Consider the following 12,386-nt stretch of genomic DNA (forward strand, 5'->3'; position numbering starts at 1 on the left):
CAAGGCCCAGGACCGTGGAGGAACCCGTCATGACCGCTCGGAAGACCCCGATGCTCGCCCTCGCCGCCCTGGCCCTCGGCCTGGCGCTCACCGCCTGCGGCAACGGCGGCGACGGCGGCGGCCCCTACGACGCCCTCGCCTCGGACTCCCCCACCGCCACCGCGCCGAGCACCGCCCGGACCCCCACCGCCGACGAGGGGACCACCACCGGCGGCACGTCCTCGGACACCCCGGACACCCCGGACGCCACGCAGCCGGACCAGGGTGCGGGAAAGAAGTGCACGGACCAGCGGAACTACGCCGGTGACCCGCGGTCGAACGCGGAGATCAACTCGATCGGCGCGGAGACCGGAACCTGCCCGCCGGTCCAGTCGGGCGGCACGCCGTCCGGCACCCCGAAGCAGGACGGGGTGAAGTGCACGGACCAGCTCGACTACGCCGGTGACCCGCGGCCGAACGCCGAGATCAACTCGATCGGCGAGGACACCGGCACCTGCCCGCCGGTCCAGGCCCGGTAGCCCCGCCCGTCAGCCCCGCAGCGCGTCCAGCTGCTCCAGGAACCACCGGGCCGGGGGCAGCGCGGTGCCGGCGGCCGCCAGCCGCTTCGAGCGCTCGGCCCGCTCCCCGGCCGGCAGGACGAGCGCCTCGTGCAGCGCGTCCGCCGTCCCGACCACGTCGTACGGGTTCACCACCACCGCGTCCTCGCCCAGCTCCTCGTACGCCCCCGCCTCCCGCGACAGCACCAGCGCGCACCCCGTGTCGGAGACGACCGGCACCTCCCTCGCGACGAGGTTCATCCCGTCCCGCACGGGGTTGACGAGCGCCACGTCCGCCAGCCGGTACGCCGCCAGCGACCGGGCGAAGTCGTCCTTCAGGTTCAGCACGACCGGCGTCCAGCCCGGCGTGCCGAACTCCTCGTTGACGGCCTCCGCGACCCGCCGCACCTCGGCGGTGTAGTCCCGGTACACGGCGAGGTCCTGCCGCGAGGGGTAGGCGAACGCGACGTGCACGACCCGCTCGCGCCACTCGGGCCGCCCCGCCAGCAGCTCCCGGTAGGCCAGCAGCCCCCGCACGATGTTCTTGGACAGCTCGGTCCGGTCCACCCGCACGATCGTGCGGCGCCCCTGGCCGATCTGCTCCCGCAGCTCCGCCATCCGCTCCTCGACATCGGCCTCGTGCGACCGCTTGCGCAGGAAGTCGCCGTCGGCGCCGAGCCCGTGCACGCCGATCTCCGTGCCGCCGAGCCCGCCGACCACGGCGTCGCAGCAGGCGCTGAACGCGTCGGCCCAGCGCCGGGTGAGGAAGCCGAGCCGGTCGGCGCCCAGCATCCCGCGCAGCACCTGCTCGGCGATGTCGTCCGGCAGCAGCCGGAAGTAGTCGACCGGGGCCCACGGCGTGTGCGAGAAGTGCCCGATCCTGAGGTCGGGCCGCAGCTCGCGCAGCATCCCCGGCACCAGCGTCAGGTGGTAGTCCTGCACGATCGCGACCGCGCCCTCGGCCGCCTCCTCGGCCAGCGCCTCCGCGAAGGCCCGGTTGTACGCCTCGTAGGAGGCCCACTGCCGCCGGAACTCCGCGTCGAAGACGGGCTCCAGAGGCGTCTGGTAGAGCATGTGGTGCACGAACCACAGCACGCTGTTGGCGATCCCGTTGTACGCGTCCGCGTGCACGTCGGCCGGTACGTCCAGCATCCGCACGCCGTCCTCGCCGACCCCGCGCCGCACCGCCTCGCGGTCGCCGTCGCCCAGCGCCGAGCACACCCACAGCGCGCCGGCGTCGGGCCCGATGGCCGACAGCCCCGAGACCAGCCCGCCCCCGCCCCGTTTGGCGTGCAGCGACCCGTCCTCCCGCACCTCGTACGAGACGGGCCCCCGGTTGGAGGCGACCAGCACCTGAGCAGCACCGAACCTAGAAGCCATGGCCTCAACCTAGCCCGACCCCTCGAACCTCAAACGTTCCCCGGTGTCACCCCGACGGCGATTCGGTCACGCGTCTTGTGTGAAAAGTGTGAACAGGTTGAGGATGTGCGGTGCACATTTCAACTTCTTGGGGGGTGGGCGCACCATGCCCATACGCACACGGCACCGGCGCACGAGCAGACTCGCGGGCACGGCGGCACTGATCGCGGCCTTCGCGCTGGCCCTGGCCGGCTGCGGGGACGGCGACGCGAGCAGCACGGCGGACGAGACTCCCGCGAAGGCCGCGGCCTCCGCCACCGGCACGGCCACGCCGAGCAGCAGTCCCACTCCCGAGGCGTCCCCCGGCACCGAGTCCCCGACTCCCACCCCGACTCCCACCCCGACCGCCGTCACGCTGCCGGACCTCACCGGCGGCAGCATCGGGGCGGCCGTCAGCGCGGCCGAGAAGGCACACGTCGGCTACACCGTGCGCCTCCAGGGCACCGGACAGCGGGCCTCCTCCTGGGGCAGCGGCGAGAAGGTCTGCGAGCAGAGCGGCGGCTCCGGTGCCGTGACGTTCACCGTTCCGCGTGACGGCCGTGACTGCGCCGGCCGCCTGCTGCACACTCCCGAGCCGACCCCCGAGCCGTCGAAGACCCGGGACGGCGGCACGGGCGGCACCACCGGTGGCGGCACCGGGGGCGGCGGCAGCGGTACCTGCGAGCTGAAGAGCCCGGCCGGCAACTGCTACGCCGACGGCCAGTTCTGCGCCAAGAAGCACCGGGGTCTGAGCACCCACGGCCGCGGCGGCGAGTACCTGACCTGCGAGCCGGACTCCGCCGGCCGGTGGCGCTGGTCGGACGGCGTCCCCGGCTGAGGCCCGGAGGTCAGGCCACCCGCCGGGTCGCGTACTCCGTGATCTCCGTCATCGGGGGGCGTTCCTCGGTGTCCACGGCGTAGGTGTGCGGCTCGAAGCCGTCGACGCCGCGTTCGAACTGGGTGAGGGCCGGCCGGACCAGGTGGCCGCGGGCCAGCCGGAGCTGGGCGGTGCGGTAGATCGCGGCGGCCATCCGGCCCAGGGCCCGGCCGTCCTGGTGGCGGTGGACGCGGACCCCCACGTCGACCTGCGCGAGCGCGTCCAGGCCCACCAGGTGCAGGGCGTCCACCAGCATGCCCAGCTCGACGCCGTAGCCGACCGGGAAGGGGAGCCGTTCCAGCAGGGAGCGGCGGGCCGCGTACTCGCCGCCCAGCGGCTGGACGAAGCCGGCCAGCTGCGGCCAGTGCATGTTGAGCAGCGGGCGGGCCATCAGCTCCGTGACCCGGCCGCCCTGGCCGGGGGCGGTGCCGAGCGGCCGGTCGTACATGGCCTTGACCAGGTGCACGTCCGGGTCGGTGAGCAGCGGGCCCACGATCCCGGAGACGAAGTCGGCCGAGAACTCGCGCAGGTCGGCGTCGACGAAGCAGACGATGTCCCCGCCGGTGACCAGCAGCGAACGCCACAGCACCTCGCCCTTGCCGGGCACGGCGGGGATGCGGGGCAGGATCGCGTCCCGGTGGACGACGCGCGCGCCGGCCGCCGCGGCCACCTCCGACGTGCGGTCGCTCGACCCGGAGTCCACGACCACGATCTCGTCGACCAGCGGGACCCCGAGCACCAGCTCCCGCCGGATCACCGCGACGATGTCGCCGACCGTCGCCTCCTCGTCCAGGGCGGGGAGCACCACGCTGACCGACTGCCCGGTGGCGTGCTTGGCGGACAGAAGGTGCTGGACCGGCCGGTCCCCGGCGGCCCAGGAGCGTGCGTCCAGCCAGCGCTCGACTTCTTCCAGCACGTCCCGAGGTCTCCTTCGTGATCCGTTGTGATCCATCTCGCGGTACGGACGACTATCTCAACCGTCCTGGCCTTCGGTTACAGTCTTGAACAACGCGTGGGACCACCGCATGCCGGGGTCGCCGCGTGTACCAGCGAAACAACTTCACACCGCTCATCCAGAGGGGCAGAGGGATACGGCCCGATGAAGCCCCGGCAACCCTCCAGTCGGTTCTTGTCACACGGACGTGGCGAGGCTCCCGGCTAGGGAAGGTGCCAAATCCGTCTCACGGCGAGATGCGTCGTGAGGAAGATGAGGAGAAAGGGCCTCGCCTCCATGGCTGTGCAGACTGCCGAAACCTCCACGAACCCCACCGACGCCGCCGTCGACCTCGGCCCCGCCGCCGCGCTGAGCTGCCGGGAGTGCGGCCACCGGGTTCCGCTCGGACCGGTCTTCGCCTGCGAAGAGTGTTTCGGCCCCCTCGAGATCGCCTACGACTTCTCCGCCTACGACAGTGAAGAGCTGCGCAAGCGGATCGAAGCGGGCCCCGCGAACATCTGGCGCTACGCCCCCCTGCTGCCCGTCCCGGCCGACGTCGCGACCAAGCCGAACATCAACCCCGGCTGGACCAAGCTCGTCAAGGCCGACAACCTCGCCCGCGAGCTGGGCGTCACCGGCGGGCTCTACGTCAAGGACGACTCCGGCAACCCCACGCACTCCTTCAAGGACCGCGTCGTCGCCCAGGCCATCGAGGCCGCCCGCGCCTTCGGCTTCACCACCCTGTCCTGCTCCTCCACCGGCAACCTCGCCGGGGCCGTCGGCGCCGCCGCCGCCCGGGCCGGCTTCCGCTCCTGCGTGTTCATCCCGCACGACCTGGAGCAGGGCAAGGTCGTCATGGCCGCCGTCTACGGCGGTGAGCTGGTCGGCATCGAGGGCAACTACGACGACGTGAACCGCTTCTGCTCCGAGCTGATCGGCGACCCGGCCGGCGAGGGCTGGGGCTTCGTCAACGTCAACCTGCGGCCGTACTACGCCGAGGGTTCCAAGACCCTCGCGTACGAGATCTGCGAGCAGCTCGGCTGGCAGCTGCCCGACCAGATCGTCGTGCCGATCGCCTCCGGCTCCCAGCTGACGAAGATCGACAAGGGGCTGAAGGAGCTGATCGAGCTGGGCCTGGTCGAGGACAAGCCCTACAAGATCTTCGGCGCGCAGGCCGAGGGCTGCTCGCCGGTCTCCACCGCGTACAAGGCCGGGCACGACGTGGTCCGCCCGCAGAAGCCCAACACCATCGCCAAGTCGCTGGCCATCGGCAACCCGGCCGACGGCCCCTATGTCCTCGACATCGCCCGCCGTACCGGCGGCGCCGTGGAGGACGTGACCGACGAGCAGGTCGTGGACGCGATCAAGCTGCTCGCCCGCACGGAGGGCATCTTCGCGGAGACGGCGGGCGGCGTGACGGTCGGCGTCACCAAGAAGCTGATCGAGAACGGCGTCCTCGACCCCTCGCTCACCACCGTCGTCCTGAACACCGGCGACGGCCTGAAGACCCTCGACGCGGTGGCCGGCACCGGCCTCACCGCCACCATCCGCCCGAACCTGGACTCCTTCCGAGAGGCTGGCCTCGCATGAGCGTGACCGTTCGCATCCCGACCATCCTGCGCACCTACACCGGCGGCAAGGCCGAGGTGAGCGCCGACGGGGCCAACCTCGGGGAGGTCATCTCCGACCTGGAGAAGAACCACACCGGCATCGCCGCCCGCGTCCTGGACGACCAGGGCAAGCTGCGCCGCTTCGTCAACGTCTACGTCAACGACGACGACGTCCGCTTCGAGCAGGGTCTGGAGACGGCGACGCCGGACGGCGCGGGCGTCTCGATCATCCCGGCGGTGGCCGGCGGCTGACGCGGTCACCGATGCGGGACTGATCCACCGCAGATACACCTTGTAGTGCGTATTGCCCTCTCCGTAAGAGAAACGGAGGGGGCAATTCCATGTGGTTGAGCGCGGTAGAGTTGGGGAACGCGCTCCCGATCAGCACAACGGGAACCGTTAATTCCTGCCGCCCGCCCGACAAGAAGCAGCCAAAGTGCGAGCGTATTTCGCGGCTTTTGTTCCCTTTGCGTGACCCGACTTGACCCGAATTCAGGCGAATTCTCGCCACATTCCGGACCGGGTGCGTCCAGATTTCTCGTCCGATTGACCTGTTGCAGACGGCAGTTGGACAGATACATTCAGCCGCGGTCGACGCGTTCCGGCGCACGCCCCCAGTCGTGAGGGGGCGAGGTCTGACCCGGATTCGCGAAGTGCGGATCTGTGCAAGGGCCAGTAATAGGGGAGTTAGGCATGGCTCAGGGCACCGTCAAGTGGTTCAACGCGGAGAAGGGGTACGGCTTCATCGCGGTCGACGGTGGTGCGGATGTTTTCGTCCACTACAGCGCGATTCAGATGGACGGCTACCGCACCCTCGAAGAAGGCCAGCGGGTCGAGTTCGAGATCTCGCAGGGTCAGAAGGGCCCGCAGGCCGACATGGTTCGCCTCAGCGCCTGAGACGCGCGGCCACCGCAGCACCCGGTCTTCATCCGAAGGGCCCGTACCTCCTGGGTACGGGCCCTTCGGCCTGCCCGGACGTCCCTCGTCCCCTTGTTCGCGGGTGGCTGACGGCGGGGCCCGATCCCCGAGAGGCGCTTGCACTCGATGGGGGCGAGTGCTAATCATTGGCGTTAGCACTCTGAAGGTGAGAGTGACAACGAAGGACCGGGTCGGTGAGGCCCGCGGGCCGGGTGGGGAAGGAACCACGCGGTCGGCGAGCCGTCCGTCGCGGGCGCGGGCGCGGTCCGAAGGAATCACCCCCAGTCCTGGAGGGACCACTTCACATGGCCAAGATCATCGCGTTCGACGAGGAGGCGCGGCGCGGCCTCGAGCGCGGCATGAACCAGCTCGCGGACGCCGTCAAGGTGACGCTCGGCCCCAAGGGCCGCAACGTCGTCCTCGAGAAGAAGTGGGGCGCCCCCACGATCACCAACGATGGTGTCTCCATCGCCAAGGAGATCGAGCTCGAGGACCCGTACGAGAAGATCGGCGCCGAGCTGGTCAAGGAAGTCGCCAAGAAGACGGACGACGTCGCCGGTGACGGTACGACCACCGCGACCGTCCTCGCCCAGGCCCTGGTCAAGGAAGGCCTGCGCAACGTCGCCGCCGGCGCCAACCCGATGGCCCTCAAGCGCGGTATCGAGAAGGCCGTCGAGGCCGTCTCCGCCGCCCTGCTCGAGCAGGCCAAGGATGTCGAGACCAAGGAGCAGATCGCCTCCACGGCCTCCATCTCCGCCGCCGACACCCAGATCGGCGAGCTCATCGCCGAGGCCATGGACAAGGTCGGCAAGGAAGGCGTCATCACCGTCGAGGAGTCCCAGACCTTCGGTCTGGAGCTGGAGCTCACCGAGGGTATGCGCTTCGACAAGGGCTACATCTCGGCGTACTTCGCCACCGACATGGAGCGTATGGAGGCGTCGCTCGACGACCCGTACATCCTGATCGCCAACTCCAAGATCGGCAACGTCAAGGACCTGCTGCCGCTCCTGGAGAAGGTCATGCAGTCGGGCAAGCCGCTGCTGATCATCGCCGAGGACGTCGAGGGCGAGGCCCTGTCGACCCTGGTCGTCAACAAGATCCGCGGCACCTTCAAGTCCGTCGCCGTCAAGGCCCCGGGCTTCGGCGACCGCCGCAAGGCCATGCTCGGCGACATCGCCATCCTCACGGGCGGCGAGGTCATCTCCGAGGAGGTCGGCCTCAAGCTCGAGAACGCCACGCTGGACCTGCTGGGCAGCGCGCGCAAGGTCGTCATCACCAAGGACGAGACCACGATCGTGGACGGCGCCGGCTCGGCCGACCAGGTCCAGGGCCGGGTCAACCAGATCCGCGCCGAGATCGAGAACAGCGACTCGGACTACGACCGCGAGAAGCTCCAGGAGCGCCTGGCGAAGCTGGCCGGCGGCGTGGCCGTCATCAAGGCCGGTGCCGCCACCGAGGTCGAGCTCAAGGAGCGCAAGCACCGCATCGAGGACGCCGTTCGCAACGCGAAGGCGGCCGTCGAGGAGGGCATCGTCGCCGGTGGTGGCGTGGCCCTGCTCCAGGCCTCCCAGGTCTTCGAGAAGCTGGAGCTGACGGGTGACGAGGCGACCGGCGCCAACGCCGTGAAGCTCGCCCTTGAGGCCCCGCTGAAGCAGATCGCCGTCAACGGCGGTCTCGAGGGCGGCGTCGTCGTGGAGAAGGTCCGCAACCTGACCGTCGGCCACGGCCTGAACGCCGCCTCCGGTGAGTACGTCGACATGATCGCCGAGGGCATCATCGACCCGGCGAAGGTGACCCGCTCTGCCCTGCAGAACGCCGCCTCCATCGCCGCGCTGTTCCTCACCACCGAGGCCGTCATCGCCGACAAGCCCGAGAAGGCCGCTCCGGCGGGCGCCCCGGGCGGCATGCCGGGCGGTGACATGGACTTCTGATCGACCGGTTCCGGTTGATCGACCGTCCAGCACGGACCGAGGGCGGCACTCCCCGCGAGGGGGGTGCCGCCCTCGGGCGTGTCCGGCCCCCGCCCACCGCTCGCCCCTTCCGCCCCTCACTCCTTCCGCTGTGGCCCGGGTCACATCGGGGCGCCGGGCGGAATGGTCCGGCGGGGCCGGCCCGTTCCCGTTGGAGTGCGATGAATGCGCGCGCACATACCGACTGGTACCCCATCCCAGGAGCCCCCACGTGACCGTCACCCCCGCCGAGGCCACCCACCGTGCCGCCCAACTGCTCGCCCGCCCGGCCACCATCAACGGCCTCACCGTGCCCAACCGCATCGCGATGGCGCCGATGACCCGGATGTTCTCCCCCGGCGGCGTCCCCGGCGAGGACGTGGTGTCGTACTACTCCCGTCGCGCCGCCGCCGGTGTCGGACTGATCGTCACCGAGGGCACCTACGTCGGCCACGACTCGGCCGGGCAGAGCGACCGCGTCCCGCGCTTCCACGGCGAGGAGCAGCTCGCCGGGTGGGCGAAGGTCGCCGAGGCGGTGCACGCGGCGGGCGGCACGATCGTGCCGCAGCTGTGGCACATCGGCATGGTCCGCAAGGCCGGGGACCAGCCCTTCCCGGAGGCCCCCGCCGTCGGCCCGTCCGGCCTGCGCATCGGCGAGGACGAGCCCACCGGCACCGCGATGACCCAGCGCGACCTGGACGACGTCATCGGCGCCTTCGCCGAGTCCGCCGCGGCCGCCGAGCGCATCGGCTTCGACGGCGTGGAGATCCACGGCGCCCACGGCTACCTCGTCGACCAGTTCCTGTGGTCCGGCACCAACCGCCGCACCGACGCCTACGGCGGCGACCCCGTCGCCCGGACCAGGTTCGCCGCCGAGATCGTGGCCGCCGTACGGGAGACGGTCTCCGCCGACTTCCCCGTGATCTTCCGCTACTCCCAGTGGAAGCAGGACGTCTACGGCGCCCGCCTCGCCCAGACCCCCCAGGAGCTGGAGGCCATCCTGGCCCCGCTTGCCTCGGCCGGTGTCGACGCCTTCCACGCCTCCACCCGCCGCTACTGGCTCCCGGAGTTCGAGGACTCGGACCTCAACCTCGCCGGCTGGACCAAGAAGCTCACCGGCAGGACCGCCATCACCGTCGGCTCGGTCGGCCTCGACGGCGACTTCACCAAGGCCTTCCAGGGCGAGGGCGCCCCCGTCGGCAGCCTCGACAACCTCCTCGACCGCCTGGAGCGCGACGAGTTCGACCTGGTCGCCGTCGGCCGCGCGCTGCTCCACGACCCGCGGTGGGCCGAGAAGGTCCTCGACGGACGCTTCGACGAACTCGCCCCGTACGACGCGGCATCGCTGAAGACCCTCAGCTGAGCGCGGTGCGCACCACGGCGTAGGGTCCGGAGGATGACGATCCCTGGACCTGCCGAGTCAGTGGAACCCGTGGTGCGCACCTCCTCCGGCGCGGTGCGCGGCCGGACCGAGGACGGCCTGACCGTCTTCCGCGGCATCCCCTTCGCCCAGCCCCCGGTGGGGGACGCCCGCTTCGCCGCCCCGCGCCGCCCCCGCCCCTGGGACGGCATACGCGACGCATACGCCTTCGGCCCGCCGCCCCCGCAGGACCTCGGAGTCGCGGGCACCGCCGGCTCCTCGGACGCCCCCGGGGGCGACGACTGGCTGACGGCCAACGTCTGGACGCCCGCCCCCGACCCGGCCGCCCACCGCCCGGTCATGGTCTGGATCCACGGCGGCGCCTACAAGATGGGCCATTCCGGCAGCCCCGCCTACGACGCCCGCCGCATAGCCGCCGACGGCGACCTCGTCGTCGTCACCCTCAACTACCGCCTCGGCATGGAGGGATTCGCCCACATCGAGGGCGCCCCCGCCAACCGCGGCCTGCTCGACCAGATCGCGGCGCTGGTCTGGGTGCAGGAGAACATTGCCGCGTTCGGCGGGGACCCCGACCAGGTCACGATCTTCGGCGAGTCGGCCGGCGCCGGTTCCGTGGCCGCCCTGCTCGCCATGCCCCGCGCGGCCGGTCTCTTCCGGCGGGCCGTCGCCCAGAGCGTGCCGGGCACGTTCTTCTCCACCGCACTCGCCGCCGACATCGGCACCGCCCTCGCCGCCGAGCTGGGCCTGCGCCCGACCGTCGAAGACCTCGCGGACCTCACTCCGGACCAGCTCGTCAAGGCGGGCCAGGCCCTCGCCCCGAAGATGCCGGGCAACGTCCCCCGCTGGGGCCAGGCCGCGCCCACGGTCACCCCGTACGCGCCCGTCGTGGACGGCGAGTTCCTCCCCGTCACGCCCTGGCAGGCGCTCGCCGCCGGCGCGGCCCGCGACGTCGAGCTGATCGCCGGTCACAACCGGGACGAGAACCGCCTGTTCACCGCCATGGCGGGCAAGCTGGGCGAGATCGGCGAGGACCGCGCGAGCGCCGCGCTGCGTCTGTACGCCCCGGGCGGCGAGGCCGCCTACCGCGCCGCGTTCCCGGACGCGTCGGCCAACGACCTCTACGAACGCGTCCAGACCGACTGGCTGTTCGCCATGCCGTCCCTGCACCTGGCCGAGGCCCACCTCGCGGGCGGCGGCCGGTCCCACGTCTACGAACTCACCTGGCCCGCCCCCGCCTTCGACGGCGCCCTGGGCGCCTGCCACGCCCTGGACATCCCGCTCCTCTTCGGCACCTTCCAGGCGGACCTGGGGCTGCTCCAGTTCGGCGGCACGGAGCCGTCCCCGGAGGCGCTGGCCCTGTCGTCCGGCTTCCGCGCCGCCTGGACGGCCTTCGCCCGCACCGGCGACCCGGGCTGGCCCGCGTACGACACGCGGCAGCGCCTGGTGCGGGTCTTCGACGCCGAGTCGGCCGTCGCGCCCTATCCGGAGGAGATCTCCCGCCGCCTGTGGGAAGGGTACGAGTTCGCGCCGCTGCCGTTGGTGGACCCGAAGGCGTGATCTTCCGGGGACTCCCGCTGGGCCTGTTCGCCGTCCCGGTCGTCGTCGGCGGGTACGCGGACGTACGAGCAGCGGAGGGCTACCGGGCCGGGGGCCGGTGGCCGGCGTACGGCGCAGCCGGGTTGGCCGCGGTCACCACCCACCTCGGCCAGAGACGCCGCGCCTGATCTCGTCGACGAAGACCGACCATGCCTCGGCCTGGAAGCGGAGGGTTGGGCCGACGGGGTTCTTCGAGTCCCGGACCGGGACGACGGTGGGGATGCCGGTGGCGACTTCGAGGCAGTCGCCACCGTCTCCTGCGCTGTAGCTGGACTTGCGCCAAGTGGCCTCAGGAGTGCTGTTCATGCTCGTAAGTCTGCGCCACCGACTGAATCAGGACCAGCGAGTCGGGTGGAGACAGAGCGGTGGCCTGGAGGAGGCTGAACGTCAGGTTGTGCCGGGCGACAGTGAGGGGATCGTCCAGCAGCGCGCCCATGTCCAGTCCCTCGACGAAGCAGAGAGTAGGCGCGTCAGCGAACTCCATGAGCTTCAGAGAGCCGCCCATCGCGGCATGTGTTCCGGCGCTGAACGGCAGAACTTGCACGATGATCCGATGCCTGGCCGCCAGTTCCGCTACATGACGCAAGGTCTCCGCCATGGTCGCACTGCCGCCGACCGGACGACGGAGCGCGGCTTCGTCAAGCACCACCCACAACAGCGGGGTTGTTGGATTGTTCAGCAGCCGCGCTCGCTCCATCCGGATGGCCACCAGTTGTTCGACCTCGGCGTCGGACGCCATGGGTCGATACGTGCGGAACAGCGCCTCGGCGTAGCCCGGGGTCTGCAAGAGGCCCGGAACCAGAAGCGGCAGGTAGTGCCTGATCGTGGTAGCGACAGCCTCCGCCTCCGCCGCCTGGGCGAAGTGCTCCGGATACTTGGACTTGGCCGACGCCCCGCAGTTCCGCCGGAAGAAATCCTCCGTGCCGAGGACGTCGTCCAGCAGGCGGGCGTACTCCGGCTGCATCCGGCGCGTGCCGGACTCCAGTTGGCCGATGAAGGAGCCGCTGACGAACAGCCGCGCGCCCAGTTCCTCCTGGCTCAGGCCGGACTTCTCGCGGGCGTGGCGCAACTCGGCGCCGAGGAGGGCGCGGGGGGACGAGGACGGGTCGAGGTCTTTCGGTCCTGGCATGGTGACGGAACTCCCGGTCGCACAGCAGGGATTGTTGGAGCGCCCTGTATGGCCAGGT

At 71.1% G+C, this 12,386-nt stretch carries 12 protein-coding genes and 1 riboswitch; of the genes, 8 read left to right on the forward strand and 4 right to left on the reverse strand.

Annotation, left to right across the window (positions count from 1 at the left end; translation table 11 throughout):
• The first annotated feature begins 29 nt into the window (after positions 1-29).
• Positions 30-518, forward strand: a complete 489-nt coding sequence (locus tag B9W62_RS21435) for a hypothetical protein (RefSeq protein WP_087808683.1) — start codon at positions 30-32, stop codon at positions 516-518.
• Between the two features lie 9 nt (positions 519-527).
• Here the strand turns inward: B9W62_RS21435 and B9W62_RS21440 are convergent, their stop codons facing one another.
• Positions 528-1,916 carry an alpha,alpha-trehalose-phosphate synthase (UDP-forming) gene (locus tag B9W62_RS21440; protein WP_087808684.1) on the reverse strand — a complete coding sequence of 463 codons (1,389 nt, stop codon included), beginning with the start codon at positions 1,914-1,916 and terminating at the stop codon, positions 528-530.
• A 145-nt stretch (positions 1,917-2,061) separates the two neighbouring features.
• Between B9W62_RS21440 and B9W62_RS21445 the strand changes: the two genes are divergently transcribed.
• Complete coding sequence (locus B9W62_RS21445; RefSeq protein ID WP_087808685.1) at positions 2,062-2,772, forward strand: hypothetical protein; 711 nt, start codon at positions 2,062-2,064, stop codon at positions 2,770-2,772.
• A 10-nt stretch (positions 2,773-2,782) separates the two neighbouring features.
• On the opposite strand, the gene B9W62_RS21450 is transcribed toward B9W62_RS21445, so the two are convergent.
• On the reverse strand, positions 2,783-3,727 hold the full coding sequence (locus tag B9W62_RS21450; protein ID WP_087808686.1) for a glucosyl-3-phosphoglycerate synthase: 945 nt from the start codon (positions 3,725-3,727) through the stop codon (positions 2,783-2,785).
• Positions 3,728-3,877: 150 nt separating this feature from the next.
• A riboswitch (SAM riboswitch) is annotated at positions 3,878-4,025 on the forward strand.
• 17 nt (positions 4,026-4,042) lie between these two features.
• Between B9W62_RS21450 and thrC the strand changes: the two genes are divergently transcribed.
• The 6 genes from thrC to B9W62_RS21480 all read left to right on the forward strand — a co-directional run bounded on the left by thrC (position 4,043) and on the right by B9W62_RS21480 (position 11,160).
• Positions 4,043-5,335, forward strand: coding sequence for a threonine synthase (thrC, locus tag B9W62_RS21455; RefSeq protein ID WP_179235594.1), 1,293 nt, complete (start codon positions 4,043-4,045; stop codon positions 5,333-5,335).
• Positions 5,332-5,607, forward strand: a complete 276-nt coding sequence (locus tag B9W62_RS21460) for a MoaD/ThiS family protein (RefSeq protein ID WP_030186288.1) — start codon at positions 5,332-5,334, stop codon at positions 5,605-5,607. Before thrC ends, B9W62_RS21460 begins: the two co-directional genes overlap by 4 nt.
• Positions 5,608-6,048: 441 nt before the next feature.
• Positions 6,049-6,252 (forward strand): cold-shock protein, encoded by a 204-nt coding sequence (locus B9W62_RS21465; RefSeq protein ID WP_004929928.1) that lies wholly within the window; start codon positions 6,049-6,051, stop codon positions 6,250-6,252.
• 326 nt (positions 6,253-6,578) lie between these two features.
• Positions 6,579-8,204: a chaperonin GroEL gene (gene groL, locus B9W62_RS21470; RefSeq protein WP_061444067.1), complete on the forward strand. Its 1,626-nt coding sequence runs from the start codon at positions 6,579-6,581 to the stop codon at positions 8,202-8,204.
• Between the two features lie 250 nt (positions 8,205-8,454).
• Positions 8,455-9,585: an NADH:flavin oxidoreductase gene (locus B9W62_RS21475; RefSeq protein ID WP_087808688.1), complete on the forward strand. Its 1,131-nt coding sequence runs from the start codon at positions 8,455-8,457 to the stop codon at positions 9,583-9,585.
• A 33-nt stretch (positions 9,586-9,618) separates the two neighbouring features.
• Positions 9,619-11,160 (forward strand): carboxylesterase/lipase family protein, encoded by a 1,542-nt coding sequence (locus B9W62_RS21480; RefSeq protein ID WP_087808689.1) that lies wholly within the window; start codon positions 9,619-9,621, stop codon positions 11,158-11,160.
• Between the two features lie 132 nt (positions 11,161-11,292).
• Here the strand turns inward: B9W62_RS21480 and B9W62_RS21485 are convergent, their stop codons facing one another.
• Positions 11,293-11,505, reverse strand: a complete 213-nt coding sequence (locus B9W62_RS21485; protein WP_087808690.1) for a DUF397 domain-containing protein — start codon at positions 11,503-11,505, stop codon at positions 11,293-11,295.
• Positions 11,489-12,328: a helix-turn-helix domain-containing protein gene (locus tag B9W62_RS21490; RefSeq protein WP_087808691.1), complete on the reverse strand. Its 840-nt coding sequence runs from the start codon at positions 12,326-12,328 to the stop codon at positions 11,489-11,491. The genes B9W62_RS21485 and B9W62_RS21490 overlap by 17 nt, the downstream gene beginning before the upstream one ends.
• Positions 12,329-12,386 lie beyond the last annotated feature (58 nt).

Origin of the sequence: Streptomyces sp. CS113, assembly GCF_002188365.1 — a bacterium.
Lineage (GTDB): Bacteria > Actinomycetota > Actinomycetes > Streptomycetales > Streptomycetaceae > Streptomyces > Streptomyces tendae.

What these genes read in the sequence shown, in the direction of transcription:
- B9W62_RS21435 (WP_087808683.1), top strand. Translation starts at nt 30, where the DNA reads ATGACCGCTCGGAAGACCCCGATGCTCGCCCTCGCCGCCCTGGCCCTC.
- B9W62_RS21440 (WP_087808684.1), bottom strand. Translation starts at nt 1,916, where the DNA reads ATGGCTTCTAGGTTCGGTGCTGCTCAGGTGCTGGTCGCCTCCAACCGG.
- B9W62_RS21445 (WP_087808685.1), top strand. Translation starts at nt 2,062, where the DNA reads ATGCCCATACGCACACGGCACCGGCGCACGAGCAGACTCGCGGGCACG.
- thrC (WP_179235594.1), top strand. Translation starts at nt 4,043, where the DNA reads ATGGCTGTGCAGACTGCCGAAACCTCCACGAACCCCACCGACGCCGCC.
- B9W62_RS21460 (WP_030186288.1), top strand. Translation starts at nt 5,332, where the DNA reads ATGAGCGTGACCGTTCGCATCCCGACCATCCTGCGCACCTACACCGGC.
- B9W62_RS21465 (WP_004929928.1), top strand. Translation starts at nt 6,049, where the DNA reads ATGGCTCAGGGCACCGTCAAGTGGTTCAACGCGGAGAAGGGGTACGGC.
- groL (WP_061444067.1), top strand. Translation starts at nt 6,579, where the DNA reads ATGGCCAAGATCATCGCGTTCGACGAGGAGGCGCGGCGCGGCCTCGAG.
- B9W62_RS21480 (WP_087808689.1), top strand. Translation starts at nt 9,619, where the DNA reads ATGACGATCCCTGGACCTGCCGAGTCAGTGGAACCCGTGGTGCGCACC.
- B9W62_RS21485 (WP_087808690.1), bottom strand. Translation starts at nt 11,505, where the DNA reads ATGAACAGCACTCCTGAGGCCACTTGGCGCAAGTCCAGCTACAGCGCA.
- B9W62_RS21490 (WP_087808691.1), bottom strand. Translation starts at nt 12,328, where the DNA reads ATGCCAGGACCGAAAGACCTCGACCCGTCCTCGTCCCCCCGCGCCCTC.